Raw genomic sequence first — 17,847 nt, forward strand, 5'->3', positions numbered from 1 at the left:
TAACGGCTCAAGAACTCGTTTTTCGTTTTTGTTTGAAAATCGTTTGATCTAAAGAACTAGAAAACTCTCGCTTATCTCGCTCTGAGATCGGCGGTGGTCCACCCGTTTGTACACCTGCTCCACGCAAAGTATCCATAAAGTCACGTAAATGAAGACGTGCTTTTACATTTGCAGTGGTATAAACCTCACCACGAGGATGAATTGCAATTCCACCCTTTTCAATGACTTGGGCCGCAAGAGGAATATCCTGTGTAATGACAATGTCATTTTCTTGCATACGATCAACAATTTCTTTATCGGCTTGATCAGCCCCACTCATGACCTGAATAGAATTAATACGCAAAGATGGCGTAATACCAACATTTTGATTCGCGACAAAAGTAACTTCTAATTGATAACGATCAGAGGCACGTAAAATCACTTCTCGTAAAATTTTAGGTAAAGCATCAGCATCTACCCATAATTTAAATGGCAGCACTTTGGCGAAAGCTCTTGAGGACAAAAATACAGTGTAGCAGATTAAGATAAAAGTAGAGTTAAAATGATGTTCTTGATCATCTCGTTGAGCTATCGATACGACTGAAAAAAATTTCAAAAATTAAATTAATTTTAGAGTTTTACATATCAGGACTTGAAAAACGCAGCTTACCCTCGATTTAATAGAATAAGTTCAATCTTTTTAGCATCATGCTTTATGAAAAATCAAAACAGTCCAGAAATCATTAGAATTCAAGATCAAAACTTCGGTAACCATGTCGAGCATTGGAATATACTAACCGATACGCCTGAAACTGATGTTCCTAAATGGTTAGGATTAGCACTTGATGCTCCTGTCATGCCGATGGGTCTGTGTGAAGATGAACATGAGATGGATCAATCATTTTGGTTAATACAAGGACCAAGTGGTCAAGCAGCCTCAATTAACCAAATTATTGCAGTCGAAGATCAAAAGCCTCGTGCATTAAAAACAGCATTTCCAAGTTTTGAAAGCCCATATAAATATGATGCGAAAATTGACCGTATTATTACCTGTGATTCTGAAACACAGGCTGTATTGCGTTTAAATTTAAATACCAATACAGTTATTTATGCATTCGATAATTTATTCAGTGTAAATAGTTGTCAATATGATAAGGATCAGACCTATCAAGTTCAATTTAATGCATGGGCATATGAATTAGAAACTGTCGCAAAAGATGAGAAAATCATTGTTGATGATCCAGCTTCAATAAAACATCATCGTGCTTTAAATGCCATTTTGACTGAACATAATGGCGTTGCTCCGGAAAATTTACAAGAATTGATAAATGACTGGCAACCAAAAACACCTGAAGATCAAGAACCTGTCACTGTAGACTTTTCTAAAATGGTCGCCTATTTATTCGGTGAAACATTAGGTCAAGAAGATGAAGCTTGGTTTCAAGGTAATATCGTTGGTAAAACAACAATGCAGTTTATGGATGTTGAATATACGCTTTATGACGTCACTTTAGTTTTAGAAGATGATTTACCAGCAATCTTAATTCGTATTGCTACTAAAAATGATTTGTATAAAAACTTTATCATTGGCGAATATATTCGTGGTAACCTATGGATTCAGACCAATATTTATGCTAAAACTGCAATTAAGTGACAAAAAATCACATAAATGGCATTTTTAGGCGTTCTAATGAAAATTATACCAGAACAGACGACCACGAGTCTTATTCACACAAGTGATCAAGGTCTTAAACTTGATGTTGGTGCTTTTTGCTTTTTTTTACTTGGTATGTTTTTAGCAGCACTTATATTTCATCAAATTGGCTTATTCTAATTTTCGACCATATTCCAATTATGAAAAAGCCCTCAATCAATGAGGGCTTTTATTTTATGTAAAAATCACGAATCAACCATGACGTTTAGCAAAATCATCCATAAAGTTTACAAGTGCTTGTACACCTTCTAAAGGTACAGCATTGTAAATACTTGCACGCATACCACCTACTGAACGATGCCCTGCCAAATTAAGCAAATGATTTTGCTCAGCTTCTTTTAGGAATGTCTTTTCCAGTGCTTCATCCGCTAATGTAAATGGTACATTCATCATTGAACGGTTTGGAACAGCGATCGGGTTATTATAAAAACGACTTGCATCGATATAACCATAAAGTAATTTTGCTTTCTCTTGGTTTACTTTATAGATTGCATCTACCCCACCCTGCTCAAGTAACCATTCAAAAACCAAACCAGATAAATACCATGCATAAGTAGCAGGAGTATTCACCATTGAACCATTTTTAGCTTGATCAGCATATTTAAGGATACTTGGGATTTCTGGTTTTGCCTGATCAAGTAAATCATCACGAATAATGACAATCGTTAAACCAGCAGGACCAATATTTTTTTGTGCCCCAGCATAGATTAAGCCAAATTTACTTACATCTAACGGTGCAGACATAATACTTGATGAATAGTCACAAACTAGCGGTGCATCTACTTCTGGAATAGATGCAAATTGCAAACCTCCAATCGTTTCATTATCTGCATAATGTACATATGCAGCATCATTTGAAAGATTCCATGTATTTTGCTCTGTGATTGCATGCTTACCATCAATTAAAGTGCCTGCTTCGACGATATTAATATCGCCATAGCGCTTTGCTTCTTTTAATGCTTTTTCAGACCAAATCCCAGTATGAATATAGTCAGCTTTAGCATTTTTACCCAATAAATTTAATGGAATTGCTGAAAATTGTAGCGAAGCACCACCTTGTAAGAAGAGTACTTTATAGTTTTCAGGAATATTCATGAGCTTACGTAAATCAGCTTCAGCTTTTTCTGCTACAGCAACATAGTCATCACTACGATGACTCATTTCCATGATCGACAGACCTTTACCTTGCCAATCCAACATTTCTTGTTGAGCTCTTTCTAAAACGGCAGTAGGTAACGCAGCAGGACCAGCGCAGAAATTATAAGCACGCATGAGTTTTCCCTTGTGAAAGTGAAACAAATTGAGATGGGAATTTAATCATAGATTGGCGAAGCTTGCAGCAGCTAATCAAGTAAATATTTCAATTAGAATGAAAAAAGATGATAAATTTTTCAATAAGCTTTTCTAAATTATTTATTTTAACAATGCTTTTGAAACGATAATGATTTAAGTTAAAAACCCTCAGTTTAATGCGATTTAATTAGATTAAAAACTCTACTTTTTACAAATTCACAACACCAATAGGAGTGATATAACTATTTAATTAAAAACATAATATTTAAATTTTAAAAAAAGAATTTAGACTAGCGCAGGTATTATTAAATTGCGACATAATCGAATGTTGAATCGACATGATCGATCTTTCCATAAGGTCAAACGGTTTCCTAAACAATTAAGCTTAAGTATAGGCTTAATCAGTTGTGCTTTATTTTCAACTTATCTATACGCCCAACCATTGAGCTATAGCGAGGCTGAGCAATATGTTGTAGAAAATGCTTATGCAACTCAAGCTCAGCAAGCACTTCAACAAGCGTCTCAGCTCGAAATGGAAGCCGTTAAAAATCTCGGTTTACCTCGAATTGATCTTAATGCGCGTGCTTATTCATTTCATAGTGAAACCAGTGTTCCTTTAGAATCAAGTAAACGCAGACTCGAGAACTCACTAACGCGTGGTTTTGATGATAAGTTATCTCAATGGGAAAATGTTTTACCATCAGAAGTGATCGATCAAGTCAGTCAAGGATTCGATCAAGTTGTCAGTGATGGTCTAAACAAAGTTCCAAATAACTTAGATGTCACGATTGAAGATCATGACGTAAGAACGTCAATTTCTATGGTAATGCCTTTATATGTGGGCGGAAAAATTAATAGTGCCAAGCAAATAGCGTCAATCCAAGCTCAAAGATCCAATATCAGTGAAAAGCAACAGCAAGATAGCCAACGTTTAGAAATGATTCAGTCATATTTTAATGTGCAATTACAACAGCAGTTAGTGAATACAACACGCTTCAATTTAAATGCAATGCAAGAACACTATAACAACGCACTGAAATTAGAAAAACAAGGATTTATAAACAAGGGGCAACGCATGCAATTTGAAGTTGCCCGTAATAATGCAGAACGGACTTATCAAAATGCTCAATCTAATCTTCAAGCCAGTCAATTTAGTTTGCAAAATCTTCTAGAAACCAAACAAGGTTTAAATCTTACGACTCCACTGTTTGTGAACACAGCACAAAATCATTCACTGGATAAGCTTCTCGCCAATTATGATCAAAACTCCAGTTTGATTAAAAAGCTGCAAATGGATACTCAACTCGCCAATGAAAATATCAAAGTTCAGCAAGCTGCTAAAAAACCAAGTGTTTTTGCTTTTGGTGAATATGGATTGGACAGTAAAGAGAATTGGATTGTCGGTGTGATGGCAAAATACAATCTATTCTCAGGTATTGATAATAATAAAAATATTCGGGCAGCAGAATTAAAAAAATATGCAGCAGAGTTAATGACTGAGCGAACTAAACAAGAAGTTGAAAATGTTTTGTATAAATCGTTCAGTGAATTAAATTCTGCTCAAACCAGTCATCAATTACTCATCCAAAATACAAAAGCAGCCCAAGAAAATTTGCGTATTCAACAGCTTTCATTCAAAGAAGGTATGGGCACTGCGACTCAAGTGATTGATGCACAAAATGCATTAAATGCACTTCAATCTGAAATGGCACTCAATGCTTATAAATATATTTTGTCTTTAGCAACCTTACTACAAAGCTATGGTTCTGTTGATGAATTTAAGCTGTATGTCAATCAACCACGTACTGACTATATCCGCTAATTGGAGAAAATTATGAGCCAGAATCAATCATCATCCAATTCAGAGCGTGATAAAGATCAGTCTGTTGATAATCAAGAGAAAGATAACCAATCAGAACAAGCGATGAGTTCAGATAAAGCGGAAGAAACGGAGCAAAGCTCTGCAATGTCTCAGCCTCAAGATCAACAAAAGCAACCACCAAACCGTGGAAAGCTTAAGCTTATTATATTTGTCATTATCATTTTAGTTTTAGGTTTAATTACCTATGGCTTATGGAAAGCTTATTTACCAAAAACAATTGAATTACAGGGTCGTGTTGAAGCTGAGACAGTACATATCAGTACTAAAGTTCCTAGCCGAATCGAAGAGTTCTATATAACCGATGGGCAACCTGTAAAGAAAGGGCAAGCGCTTGTTCGGTTTATCAGTCCAGAGCTAGAAGCAAAAAAAGAACAAGCTCAAGCTGCGTTACAAAGTGCAATGGCCTTCCAATCTACGGTTTATCGAGGCTCTCAACAAGAAAATATTGAGACCTTATATGCCAATTGGCAAGCAATGAAGACTCAAGCTGATTTAGCAGCGACAACGTATAAACGTGGAGAAAATCTCTATCAACAAGGTGTCATTTCTCGTCAACGTAGAGATGAAATGCTCGCTGCACAAACCTCTGCCCGTGAAACATCGGAAGCAGCTTATCAACAATACGCACGAGCTAAACGTGGTAGTACAGAACAACAAAAATCGACTGCCGATGCTCAAGTTGCAATTGCTCAATCGGCTGTTAAAGAAGCCAATGCGCTCACGGCTGAAACCAAACTCTATTCGCCTACTGATGGCACTGTCTCGAAAACCTATGGTAAACCCACTGAGCTTGTTGCTACAGGTGTACCTGTCGTCAGTATTATTGAAGATCGTGATTTATGGGTAAGTTTAAATATCCGTGAAGATCTTTATGACCCCGTTTATAAAACTAAGACCCTCGAAGGTTTCATACCTGCGCTCAATCAAAAAGCACAGTTCAAAATCAAAAAAATTGATGCAGAGGGTGATTTTGCAACAATTAAAAGTACACGCCAAACAGGTGGCTATGATATTCGAAGTTTTAAATTTCACTTAACTCCTGAACAGTCGATTTCTGATTTAAAAGTCGGCATGAGTGTGTTATTTAAAATTGAAGAGGCTAAATAACTTATGTTTGCAGTGATGCTTCGAGAATGGCGTTATTTAAAGCGCCATAAAGCCGATTTTTTTATGGCAATCATTGCACCATTACTTGTGATTCTTCTCTTTGGAAGTATGTTTTCATCGGGAAAAGCTGAACATTTGCCCATTGTAGTGATCGACCAAGACCAAAGCGAAATGAGCCGCAAAGTGATTCATGCTCTCAGCATTAATCATACTTTAAACATAAAAACCATTACCACTAGTCAAGATGAAGCTGAACAACTGATTAATAAAACAGATGCTTGGGGTTTTGTATTGATTCCTGAAGGAGCTGAACAACGACTGGTTAGAGCACAAGATGCGCAAATTAGTATTGCCTATAATCAATCCTTTTTTAGTATTGGTAATACAATTTCATCTGCCATGCTGATCAGTACTTTAAATGGTATGTCGGATTACTTGGGAGATAGTTATTTTTCAAACGTTATCCCCTATCTAGATATCCCAACGCCACACATCAAGATTTCTACACTCTATAACCCGAATATGAGTTATGAATTATTCCTTGAGCCATTTATGGTTCCAGCAGTATTACATCTATTACTGTGCTGTTGTGTGGCATTTGCGATTGGGCAAGAATTTAAAAGGAATACGCTAAACCAATGGGTCAGTACAAAACATATTGCTACTAGTTTATTGGGTAAAATATTAGTTTATGTCTTCATCTTTTGCGCTTGGACATGGGCTTGGATGTTTTGGTTAGCGCACATTCGAGGCTACTTTATCGCAGGGTCATTGAGTCTCATTCTAGTCGCACAATTCTTACTTTACTTTTCTTATGCTGTTATTAGCAGCACCGTGGTTCTCGCGACTAAGGATTTACCAAAAACTTTCGGATTTATTGCACTGTATGGTGGCTCATCACCAAGTTTTTCAGGCATTACCCTTCCCTTAAATAATGCCCCTGCATTTACCCAATTTTGGTCAATGATCATTCCTTATACACCTTATGCGAAATTGCAGACTGAACAATGGGTCATTGGAAGCGATATATTGGTATCTCTAGTACCTTTAGGTATTCTAATTATTTTTTCGGGGCTTTATTTCGCTTTAAGTATTCATCTTTTAAAAAAGAATACTTTGGAGCTTAGCTCATGAAAACATTTTTAGCTTATTACTTACAAACTTTTAAGAATATCGTCGCAAATAGTTCCGTATTTACGACGTTGATTGCCGCAGTTTTTTTATATAGTTTCTTCTATCCGACAGCTTATAAAGCTCAATCTGCGGAAGATATTCCAATTGTTATCGTAGATAAAGAACAAAGCATCTTAACTTCTAAAATTATTAGCCAAGCCTCAAACAGTCCACATATTCGGATTACTACAGTTACAGACAATTTTTTAGAAGCAGAACAATTGGTTAAAAACCAAAAGGCTGAAGGTATTTTACTGTTACCTGAAAATCTGACCAATAGCTTAAAACATGGTGAAATGGGAGGGATTGGACTTTATTTAAGTACTGCTTATTTTATTCGAACCAAAGAAGTGGGGCTTGGTTTAGCGGGTTCAATTGAATATACCTTACAAGAGTATTTAGAGAAATTTGGTCAGGTTACTCAATTTCATCCTGAGATTTCTATTCATCAAATTCCACTGTTTAATACGTTATCAGGTTATGGAAGTTATATTTTTCCAGCGGTTTCTAGCTTAATCATTCATCAAACACTTTTGCTTGGACTTGCTATGTTGATTGCAAGCTATCGAGAAAAGGGATGGATTGCAAAGCCCGCTGAATTTTGGGCTATTTTCACAGCGATATTAACAATCGGCTGTTTGGGTTGCCTTTATTTATTTGGTTTCACTTTCTGGTTATATGATTACCCTCACGGAGGCAATTTTTGGGGAATGTTGCTTGCTGTTCCAATTTATGTAAGCTGTATTATTGGCTTAGCGATGTTGGTAGGTTCGCTGGTTGATATGCCCGAACGAGTTGGGCATCTAATTGTTGTGACCTCAGTGCCTTTATTTTTATTGACTGGTACAGCATGGGCTCATGCAGCTATGCCTGAATGGATACAATGGTTGGCATGGATTCTTCCCTCAACGCATGGCGTTCAAATGTTTGTACAACTGAATCAAATGGGCGTACCTATCTCGATTGTTATCCCAAAATTAATTTATTTAGCGACGCTTGGCTCAATTTTATTAGCATGTTCTTACTATCGCCTTGTCATGATGAAACCAATAAAAAAGGAAGCTGATTAGCTTCCTTTTTTACGATCTTAAAGCAATTATGCTTCAGGATTATCTTCTTTAGGTTCAATAGCAACTTCTTCAGAAACGGTTGTTTCAGTTTCAGTGTTCGTCACTTCGTCTATAGCATCTAACTCTTCGTCATCTTCTACAGCATCAATCGAAACAACACCAACAAGTATTTCTGCATCACTTAAGCGAATTAGACGAACACCTTGCGCATTACGACCTGTTGTAGCAACTTCGGCAGCACGAGTACGTACTAAAGTACCACCATCAGAAATCAACATGAGCTCTTTGGTTTCATCGATCGATACAGCACCAACGAGTTCACCATTACGCTCACTCATCTTGATCGCAATAACACCCTTACCACCACGTTTCTTAGTAGGGAAATCATCGACAGGTGTACGTTTACCATAACCATTCGCACTTGCACAAAGCACTTCGCCCGTTTCAGGCACAACCACAAGTGATACGATACGACTGATTACATTTGAGTCAGATGAATCATCATTGTCATCACTTTCGTCATTTTCAATTTCAGATTCTTCAACGTCTACGCTAGCACTTGCTAAACTTACGCGCATTCCACGCACGCCTTTAGCAGTACGTCCCATGGCACGAACATCGGTTTCAGCAAAACGAATTGCTTTCCCTTCATTCGAGAACAACATGATTTGTTGATTGCCATCAGTAATTGCAACGCCAATCAGTGTATCTTCTTCATTCAACTCAATTGCACGTAAACCATTCGCACGAATATTACTGAACTGAGATAACTCTACACGTTTCACTGTACCTGAAGCAGTCGCCATAAATACATAGTGGTTTTCAAGGAATTCTGTCAACGGTAAGATCGCAGTTACTTTTTCATTGGCATCCAATGGAAGTAAATTAATGATTGGACGACCTTTTGCACCGCGAGAAGCTTGTGGCACTTCAAATACACGTAAACGATAGACCTTACCGACATCTGTAAAACATAATACGGTTGCATGGTTCGAAGCTACGATTAAATGCTGAATAATATCATCATCTTTCATCGAGGTTGCCGACTTACCACGACCACCGCGACGCTGAGCTTGATAGTCAGAAAGTGGTTGGGTTTTTGCATAACCCGTTTGAGAAACAGTCAATACGACTTGCTCTTCTGGGATCAAATCTTCACGACAGAAATCCACACCAGATTCAACAATTTCAGTACGACGCCCATCACCGTATTGATGCAAGATCAAAGCAAGTTCTTCACGAATCACATTCATCAATAAATTAAAGTCATTTAGAATCGCTGTTAATTCAGCAATTTGACCTAAAATCTCAGTATATTCAGCGTGTAATTTGTCTTGTTCTAAACCTGTTAAACGATGTAAACGTAACTCAAGAATTGCAGATACTTGCGTTGGTGAGAGGCGATAAATTTCACCTGACAAACCAAATGGACGTGTAGGATCTTCGCCTTCAATCTCATCTGGGCGAACTGATATTGCACCAGCCTTCTCTAATAAAGCAACGACACCACCACCTGCCCACTCACCTGCTTGTAAACGCTCACGCGCTTCAGCTGGGTTTGCAGAGGTTTTAATCGTTTCAATAATGGCATCAATATTAGCTAAAGCAACTGTTAAACCTTCTAAGATATGACCACGTTCACGCGCTTTGCGTAGCTCGTACATGGTACGGCGAGTCACAACCTCTTGGCGGTGACGAATAAATGCCGCAATAATATCTTTCAAGTTCATTAACTTAGGTTGTCCATTATCTAGGCAAACCATGTTAATACTGAACGAGTTTTGAAGTTGAGTATGTAAGAACAGATTATTGACGATAACTTCTGCGTTTTCACCACGTTTTAAATCTATGGCAATACGCATACCATCTTTATCAGATTCATCACGTAACTCAGAAATACCTTCTAATTTCTTTTCTTTTACCAGTTCAGCAATACGCTCAATCGTTCTTGCTTTATTGACTTGATAAGGAATCTCGGTAAAAACGATCGTAGTACGACCATTTTTTGGGTCTTCTTCAAAGTGATACTTACCACGAATATGCAAACGTCCTTTGCCTGTACGGTATGCATCAACAATACCAGCTTTACCGTAGATAATACCGCCTGTAGGAAAATCTGGACCAGTCACATGTTCCATTAAACCTTCGACAGTAATGTTTGGGTTATTTGCATAAGCCAAACACGCATTAACGACTTCAGTCATATTGTGTGGCGCCATATTGGTCGCCATACCTACTGCAATACCAGTTGTACCATTAATCAAAAGATTGGGAATACGCGTTGGCATTACTTGTGGAATACGTTCTGAACCGTCGTAGTTGTCTTCCCAGTCAACCGTATCTTTTTCTAAGTCAGCCAAAATCTCATGGGTTAACTTTTGCATACGGACTTCGGTATAACGCATTGCTGCTGCGCTATCCCCATCAACAGAACCAAAGTTACCCTGACCATCCACCAACATGTAGCGCAAACTAAAGTCTTGAGCCATACGAACAATTGTTTCGTATACTGCACTGTCACCATGAGGGTGATATTTACCGATCACATCCCCGACAACACGAGCAGACTTTTTGTACGCTTTGTTATAATCATTACCCAATTCATGCATTGCAAACAACACACGACGGTGAACAGGTTTTAGACCGTCTCTCACATCTGGTAATGCACGAGATACAATTACGCTCATCGCGTAATCTAAATATGAATGCTTGAGTTCGTCCTCAATGGCAATCGGTCTGATTTCCGATACGCTCATGCATACTCCTTGTTTACAAGTAGATATTTCCACCTGTTTTTATGTATTCAATCTTGCAAGTCTTTAGCTCAGAAACTTGAACTAAAAATAAAAAATATAGCAAAAAATTATAGCATAAATGGCTATTCAACAGGGAGTCTTTTGATACAAATAGATTGTCGTATTTTCTTTATTTATATAGAATTTAAATAAAATCATTAAGCAAAAATTTACTGTAAAAAATATGTCAAAATCAAATCAAGAATATCGTTACCATGTCTCAAAACGTATGTTCAAATACTATAATGACGAAAATCGCAATATTTTATTCGGAATTGGTCGCATGCTATGTAATGCCCCATTTTCAAATGTATTTTCTCAATCAATTTATCCTATAAAAAACAAACACAGAAAAATTGATATTGAAATTTTAAAACAAACTCTTATACCTCATCAGCTAAATTATTTTAGTAACACCATACATTACACCCCATACATTGAAGGTGCCATTTCTTTACATAAAGATAATATTCACTGGAATCTTGAAATTTTTCCATCCGAAAAAATCCAAAGCTATATTTCCGAACAACTCACCAGCACTTTACACACATTGGAATCGTCTGAAAACCTAGAAGAAATATTTAAATACGGTATTCAATATGTTTCATGGAAACTGACTGACAATCTTACATTTATGAATAATGATTGGAGTATCAGATTTCCTGCTTGGAAATGTGAAATCTCATCCCCTTATTACAAATATCAATTATTAATCATGCAATTAACACATGGTCTAGTCCTTATATCCTTTTGTTATCCTAATCAGCGATATAAATAGGCATATTCTCTTTGAGAGAAAATTAAGTCTAGCTCCAAGGACTTTGTTGTTTGCTCAAAGAGCATGCTATTAATTTGACCTCAATGCACATAAGTAATCGCTTGATGGAATGAAACTTCATCCTAGTAATAAAGGTATATTTTACTTCTGAAATAATTTTAAATCTAAAAATGTCTCTGACCGTTCCTCTTTAGGTAATTTATCCAATTTCATAAAGTATAAAGCGGATAAAAATAACGCCAAGATAAATGGAAATTCATATAATTCTTCAATCAGATCAACGTTACTTCCCTCGCTCATTAGCCATGTATCTATAAAACGATGGTGTTCAATACTGTCTGCGAAAAATAAAGATAGGATTGCAATAAACAAATACCAAAAAGGAAACGTTACAGACTGAAGCTTATATTTAATCTCCGTACGTAACTGAGCAGAAAACAACATGAAGATAACAGGCGCAATCACAAAGATAGAGATGATACGGAAATACAAATGTGGAACTTCGGGAAAGAAATCACGCCCCCAACTGATACTACGTCCAAAGAACATCGCCCACCATGCAATTGCCCAAAGCCAAAACCATTTTTTTTGTTCCGACAGCGCCTTAAGCTTCATGTAAAACCAAGTAAATGGAACACAGAGCAGCAATATAAGTGCCTGAATATCCTCTATTAGATGAACATTCCAATTTGATAATAAATGAGTTTGTGTAATCGCTAATAATAAAATACCAAATAAAAGGACGAGCAAAACTAGCGCTACAAAATTAAAGCGAAAATTAAAGCGAAAATTAAATTTCATTGACGGGAGATAACCTATCCAAATCGGATCAAAGACAGTACATTTGTTATTTTAGCAAAAGTGTACTCACAAGTACACTTTTGGTAGTAATTAATATTATTAGAAATTTAGTTGTATTAAATTTTCGTTTCAATAAAAAACGCCCCTTTCGGAGCGTTTTTTCAACTTAATTCAAAGAATTAAAGTTTAGATACCAACTCTGGTACAACAGTATTCAAATCACCAACTAACCAGTAGTCAGCAACGCTGTTGATTGGTGCTTCTTCGTCTTTGTTGATTGCAACAATAACTTTAGAGTCTTTCATACCTGCTAAGTGCTGAATCGCACCAGAGATACCGATTGCCAAGTAAAGATCAGGCGCAACGATTTTACCTGTTTGACCCACTTGGAAGTCATTTGGTACGAAACCAGCATCAACCGCAGCACGTGAAGCACCTTGTGCAGCACCAAGCTTGTCAGCTAATGGGTCAAGTACTTTGTGGTAATTCTCACCAGAACCAACACCACGACCACCAGAAACAACGATACGTGCAGCAGTTAACTCTGGACGATCAAGCTTCACGATTTCTTCGTTTACAAACTTAGAAATACCAGCATCTTTCGCTTCAGCTACAGCTTCAACAGCAGCAGAACCGCCTTCAGCAGCAACCGCATCAAATGCTGTACCGCGAACTGTACCAACGATAATTGCTTCGTCAGATTGAACAGTTGCGATTGCGTTACCTGCATAGATAGGACGCTTGAAAGTATTTGCAGACTCTACAGCAATGATGTCTGAAATCATGCTTACGTCAAGAAGTGCAGCAACACGTGGAAGAATGTTCTTACCAGTCGTTGTAGATGCAGCTAAAACGTATTTGTATCCGCCTTTCGCGATATCAGCGACTAAACCAGCAACGTTTTCAGCTAATTGGTTTGCATAAGCAGCGTTGTCAGCAAGCAATACTTTGCTTACACCAGCAACTTTAGCAGCAGCGTCAGCAACTGCTTGAGCGCCTGAACCAGCAACTAGTACAGTAATATCACCACCGATTTTTTGAGCTGCCGCAACAACGTTTAAAGTTGCACCGTTAAGTGTCTGGTTGTTGTGATCAGCGATAACTAAAATACTCATGATTGTATCCTTCTGTATTAGATCACTTTCGCTTCGTTTTTCAATTTTTCTACAAGCTCATCTACAGATTTCACTTGTACGCCAGCTTTACGTTCAGCAGGTGCTTCAACTTTAATTGTTTTAAGTTTAGTACCAGTTGCAACGCCATAATCAGCAGGAGACTTAGTATCAAGCGGTTTTTTACGCGCTTTCATGATGTTTGGAAGAGCAGCATAACGTGGCTCATTCAAACGTAAGTCAGTTGTGATGATTGCTGGAAGACCAAGTTCAACAGTTTGCAAACCACCGTCAACTTCACGAGTAACTTGTACTTTACCGCCGTCAACTTTAACTTCAGATGCAAAAGTACCTTGACCAGCACCAAGTAAAGCGCCAAGCATTTGACCTACTTGGTTAGAGTCGTCATCAATTGCTTGTTTACCAAGAAGAATAAGTTCTGGTTTTTCAGCATCAACAACGCCTTTTAGAATTTTAGCAACTTCTAAAGCGCCAACTTCGTCAGCAGTTTCTACTAAAATACCACGATCAGCACCTAAAGCCATTGCAGAACGAATTTGTTCTTGCGCGTCTTTAGAACCCACTGAAACAACAACGATTTCTGAAATCGTTCCTTTTTCTTTTAAGCGAACCGCTTCTTCCACTGCGATTTCACAGAATGGGTTAATTGACATCTTAACGTTGGTAAGGTCAACCCCACTATTGTCCGGCTTAACACGAACTTTAACGTTGGCATCAACCACACGTTTTACAGCGACAAGAGCCTTCATGTAATCCTCGGCTGTTCTAAGCAAGTAAATGTAGTGAAGAGTATTCTATCTCTTCGATCGAAACTTTTTAGGTGTCCTATCTTGCAATGTATTTGGCATTTCGGTCAAGTCACAATTTCCATTCAACTCATAAAAAAGATGAAACGCTCAGTTCATTAATTGAAAATTATGTTTAATCAATGCTATTCAAAACAATTAAACTGAAATTATTATGCTTTGATTTATTTAATATTTTAATAAATTCAATGATCTAAAAAACGCGTGATTCATTTAAAAGGTAAATCGTTAATTGATGCATTTAACTCATGGTTTGACACATTTTTCATTTTAATAAAATTTGGCAAAAAAGTAAGAACACGAAATAAACATTCTCTAACTGAAAAGCATGCATATAGCTGCTTATTAATCAGCCAATTTTGAAACATAATGTATCGCTCAAAGTTAAGTTAGAACACTATCATTCATTCTTGCTACCACTTAAACATTGGTAGTGGACTCCAAGGCTTTTGCACTAGGCGTTTTATTCCCAAATAAATTAAGGTCTTATGAAAGCCTTTATTTGGAAAAGCTCTTGTCAGTTTGCGAAATTCATCCAGTAGAATATTTGATCGGACGAACCCCAATGTAAAATCTGCATAATCAGCCCGCCGAAAGTTTTCAACTAATTGATCTTCAGAGTATTCAACCTTAGTCATTTTGTGATGCTCTGTAATCATTAATGTGATTTCTTTTTCCCACATTAACAACTCATTTGATGCAAGGTATTGTCGCATTTGCTCAACCGAAGGCTTGATATAATCTATGGTGTTCGCAGTCCATATGCCAATATCATGAAAGGCGACAGCAATAGCAATTTTATGCAATGTTTCATAACTGCGATCTGCACTTAAAATCAGACAACATGCAGCAACACGTTTACAATGATTGGAATAACCTTGATAACTTCGATTTATAACTACTCGATAATCTTGCAAAATCTCATCTATTAAGTCACAACATCGTTTAAATGCAATTTGATCTAATAATTGTGGATGTTTTTCAGTGTTCATTCTTTTGTGCTCTTGGGTGAGCTTGATCATAGACTTTTGCGAGTTGATCAAAATCGACATGGGTATAGATTTGGGTAGTAGATAAATTACTATGCCCAAGCATTTCTTGTACAGAGCGTAAATCACCACTTGCTGAAAGCATATGACTTGCAAAACAATGTCTCAATAAATGTGGATGTAAATCAACATTTACCCCCGCTCTTTGTGCTTGTAGTTTGACACGATTTTCAATTTGTCGAGGTGTTAAGACGCCACCTTTTTGTGAAATGAATACCGCAAAATCGGCACTCAAATTGCCTTGCCATATTCGATAAATTTTAAGCCATTCGATTAAACTTTGTTTGGCTTGCTGCCCAAAAGGAACTATTCTGGTTTTATTTCCTTTACCTGTAATACGTAATAATTGTCGATTAAAATCTATATCTTTAATGGTCAATCCTTGCAATTCAGCCAAACGTAGACCACTTGAATACAATAATTCAAGCATCGCCTTATCACGTAACCATAATTGTTGTTCTAAAGGTTTTTCTGGAGCTGGTTGATCTAATATTTGATGCACTGTTTCAATATCCACCATCCCTGGTAAAGGTCGTGGTTGTCGTTTTAACCTAAAATCTTCAGATGGATTTTGTTGTAGATATTGACCTTGTTCTGCCCACTTCATAAATTGACGTATAGCGGTTAAATGACGTTGCAAGCTACTTGAACTGAGTTGATTCTTTTCAACGCGAGCTGCCAAATATTCTCTTAAATCTGAAGCTTCAACATCCTGTAATTGTAACTGCTTAAGCTCGCAGAAATGAAAGAAATCTGTGAGATCACGTTGATAAGCTGAAATCGTATGCTTAGACTGATTTTGAATGATGCGTTCTTTTAACCACATGGATAGCAGTTTTTCAGGGCTTTCCAACATACTCTCCAGTGTTGTAAAAATATCTAAAGTTTAGCAAATTTCAACTCGATTGATGGCTAAACAAATATCGAAGTATATACAGCAGTGTAATACAATAGATTTCAAGTTTTAAGTGATGATATAAAAATGTCAACAATGCTTATCCCCTATCTTTTTGCAATCACAATCCTAACAATTACGCCAGGTTTAGATACAACATTAATTATTCGTACGGCAACGATTGAAGGCAAAACAAAGGCATTACAAGCAGCACTAGGTATTAATCTAGGTTGTATTGCTTGGGGAGTCATTGTGGCATGTGGTTTAGGTGCCTTATTGATGGCTTCAGATTTCGCCTTTATTGCCTTGAAGTGGATGGGAGCAATCTACCTGACATGGTTAGGACTTAATCTTATTTTAAAACCACGTACTCAACTCGCCAATATCGATGATATTGCAGCTACTCATAATTGGTTTATGAAAGGTTTCTGGGGAAATTTACTCAACCCCAAAGTCGGAATTTTTTATATTTCCTTTTTGCCACAATTTATCCCGCAGTCTTCATCTCCAGTCATTTGGACCATGGGACTTGTAATGATCCATGTCGTGATTGGATTTATATGGTCAATCTTTTTAATTACAGCAATGCAATCAATATCTAAATTTTTAAAGAAACCCAAATTTATTCAATATATGGATCGAATTACAGGCAGTATTTTTATTTTATTTGCACTAAAATTGGCATTGAGCAAAAAAGTTCTTGGAAATATTTAACTTCCTGTATTCTGTATTTTTGAGTTCAAAAACTCAATTCGAAAGAATATTTTAGTGCTCTTTATTGATCTCTTTTTCAGTAAATAAAAAACCATTTTGAGGTTTAGTAAACTCAAAATGGTCCATAATTTTTTTAAATTTTAGAAGACTTTGATTAGTATCCCCTTTACCATCAAACGTTATTAAAGCTATGCCCGCATTAGTTGCAATTGTTGCCCCAATTAGAAATCTTGTCTCATCTTTCATTTGATAACTATACTGAGTAAACTGGAGTGGCATTCCTTTAGATGATCTAATTTGTTTTTCTTTTTCAACTACTTGAACATTAGGTATTATTTGTTCCAACTTATCAATTGAATCTTGAGCAGCAATCAGTGTTTTTTGCCCCTCATCAATATTTGGTGGGTAAACCAAAGAAAGAATTAGAACATCCTTGTTGGGTGAAAATGCCATAAACTGTTTTTGCGCATTTTCTTGAGTTTTCCATTCTTCTGAGAAGTTAATTTTTACATTCTTATAAATTACTTCCTGAGCGTTAATATCTAAGCTTAAACATACAATAGACAAGCTCAAGAAAAATCTAATATTTTTTAATTTCATATCCCTACTCAACTAAACTATGTTAATACCAACTCAATAAGTTTAGCTAGTATTAACA

The 17,847-nt window shown here is 36.8% G+C and carries 17 protein-coding genes; 8 read left to right on the forward strand and 9 right to left on the reverse strand.

Annotated elements, in window-relative coordinates; all coding sequences use genetic code 11:
• Nucleotides 1-7 precede the first annotated feature (7 nt).
• On the reverse strand, nucleotides 8-478 hold the full coding sequence (locus F933_RS15590; protein WP_005055028.1) for a YaiI/YqxD family protein: 471 nt from the start codon (nucleotides 476-478) through the stop codon (nucleotides 8-10).
• A 216-nt stretch (nucleotides 479-694) separates the two neighbouring features.
• Between F933_RS15590 and F933_RS15595 the strand changes: the two genes are divergently transcribed.
• Together F933_RS15595 and F933_RS17300 are read left to right on the forward strand one after the other, a co-directional pair.
• On the forward strand, nucleotides 695-1,633 hold the full coding sequence (locus F933_RS15595) for a hypothetical protein (protein WP_005062762.1): 939 nt from the start codon (nucleotides 695-697) through the stop codon (nucleotides 1,631-1,633).
• 36 nt (nucleotides 1,634-1,669) lie between these two features.
• On the forward strand, nucleotides 1,670-1,813 hold the full coding sequence (locus F933_RS17300; RefSeq protein WP_005062764.1) for a hypothetical protein: 144 nt from the start codon (nucleotides 1,670-1,672) through the stop codon (nucleotides 1,811-1,813).
• Nucleotides 1,814-1,885: 72 nt separating this feature from the next.
• On the opposite strand, the gene serC is transcribed toward F933_RS17300, so the two are convergent.
• On the reverse strand, nucleotides 1,886-2,965 hold the full coding sequence (serC, locus tag F933_RS15600; RefSeq protein ID WP_005062767.1) for a 3-phosphoserine/phosphohydroxythreonine transaminase: 1,080 nt from the start codon (nucleotides 2,963-2,965) through the stop codon (nucleotides 1,886-1,888).
• 346 nt (nucleotides 2,966-3,311) lie between these two features.
• On the opposite strand from serC, the gene F933_RS15605 reads away from it, so the two are divergent.
• Genes F933_RS15605 through F933_RS15620 form a run of 4 tightly spaced genes read left to right on the forward strand, consistent with a single transcriptional unit; the run spans nucleotide 3,312 to nucleotide 8,218 of the window.
• Entirely contained in the window at nucleotides 3,312-4,808 is a 1,497-nt protein-coding gene (locus F933_RS15605) for a TolC family protein (protein ID WP_005062769.1), read from the forward strand.
• Nucleotides 4,809-4,820: 12 nt separating this feature from the next.
• Entirely contained in the window at nucleotides 4,821-5,975 is a 1,155-nt protein-coding gene (locus F933_RS15610; protein WP_005062771.1) for an HlyD family secretion protein, read from the forward strand.
• Nucleotides 5,976-5,978: 3 nt separating this feature from the next.
• Nucleotides 5,979-7,109: an ABC transporter permease gene (locus tag F933_RS15615; protein ID WP_005062773.1), complete on the forward strand. Its 1,131-nt coding sequence runs from the start codon at nucleotides 5,979-5,981 to the stop codon at nucleotides 7,107-7,109.
• Complete coding sequence (locus F933_RS15620) at nucleotides 7,106-8,218, forward strand: ABC transporter permease (protein WP_005062776.1); 1,113 nt, start codon at nucleotides 7,106-7,108, stop codon at nucleotides 8,216-8,218. The genes F933_RS15615 and F933_RS15620 overlap by 4 nt, the downstream gene beginning before the upstream one ends.
• A gap of 26 nt (nucleotides 8,219-8,244) precedes the next feature.
• Here F933_RS15620 and gyrA read toward each other — a convergent pair whose 3' ends face one another.
• Nucleotides 8,245-10,974, reverse strand: coding sequence for a DNA gyrase subunit A (gene gyrA, locus F933_RS15625; protein WP_005062778.1), 2,730 nt, complete (start codon nucleotides 10,972-10,974; stop codon nucleotides 8,245-8,247).
• Between the two features lie 223 nt (nucleotides 10,975-11,197).
• Between gyrA and F933_RS15630 the strand changes: the two genes are divergently transcribed.
• Complete coding sequence (locus F933_RS15630; RefSeq protein ID WP_005062780.1) at nucleotides 11,198-11,791, forward strand: hypothetical protein; 594 nt, start codon at nucleotides 11,198-11,200, stop codon at nucleotides 11,789-11,791.
• Nucleotides 11,792-11,932: 141 nt separating this feature from the next.
• Here F933_RS15630 and F933_RS15635 read toward each other — a convergent pair whose 3' ends face one another.
• The 5 genes from F933_RS15635 to xerA all read right to left on the reverse strand — a co-directional run bounded on the left by F933_RS15635 (nucleotide 11,933) and on the right by xerA (nucleotide 16,406).
• Complete coding sequence (locus F933_RS15635) at nucleotides 11,933-12,592, reverse strand: hypothetical protein (protein ID WP_005062783.1); 660 nt, start codon at nucleotides 12,590-12,592, stop codon at nucleotides 11,933-11,935.
• Between the two features lie 179 nt (nucleotides 12,593-12,771).
• On the reverse strand, nucleotides 12,772-13,707 hold the full coding sequence (locus F933_RS15640) for an FAD-binding protein (RefSeq protein WP_005062785.1): 936 nt from the start codon (nucleotides 13,705-13,707) through the stop codon (nucleotides 12,772-12,774).
• A gap of 17 nt (nucleotides 13,708-13,724) precedes the next feature.
• The gene (locus tag F933_RS15645; RefSeq protein ID WP_005055047.1) at nucleotides 13,725-14,474 is read right to left on the reverse strand and encodes an electron transfer flavoprotein subunit beta/FixA family protein; all 750 of its coding nucleotides are present in this window, start codon (nucleotides 14,472-14,474) and stop codon (nucleotides 13,725-13,727) included.
• A 470-nt stretch (nucleotides 14,475-14,944) separates the two neighbouring features.
• Nucleotides 14,945-15,523, reverse strand: coding sequence for an HD domain-containing protein (locus F933_RS15650; RefSeq protein ID WP_005062789.1), 579 nt, complete (start codon nucleotides 15,521-15,523; stop codon nucleotides 14,945-14,947).
• A complete protein-coding gene (xerA, locus tag F933_RS15655) occupies nucleotides 15,513-16,406 on the reverse strand; it encodes a site-specific tyrosine recombinase/integron integrase (protein ID WP_167539102.1) in 894 nt (297 codons plus the stop codon). The genes F933_RS15650 and xerA overlap by 11 nt, the downstream gene beginning before the upstream one ends.
• Before the next feature lie 156 nt (nucleotides 16,407-16,562).
• Between xerA and F933_RS15660 the strand changes: the two genes are divergently transcribed.
• Nucleotides 16,563-17,189, forward strand: a complete 627-nt coding sequence (locus F933_RS15660; protein ID WP_005062792.1) for a LysE family translocator — start codon at nucleotides 16,563-16,565, stop codon at nucleotides 17,187-17,189.
• 51 nt (nucleotides 17,190-17,240) lie between these two features.
• Here F933_RS15660 and F933_RS15665 read toward each other — a convergent pair whose 3' ends face one another.
• Complete coding sequence (locus F933_RS15665) at nucleotides 17,241-17,789, reverse strand: hypothetical protein (RefSeq protein WP_005062793.1); 549 nt, start codon at nucleotides 17,787-17,789, stop codon at nucleotides 17,241-17,243.
• Nucleotides 17,790-17,847: the final 58 nt, after the last annotated feature.

Source organism: Acinetobacter beijerinckii CIP 110307, from assembly GCF_000369005.1.
GTDB lineage: Bacteria > Pseudomonadota > Gammaproteobacteria > Pseudomonadales > Moraxellaceae > Acinetobacter > Acinetobacter beijerinckii.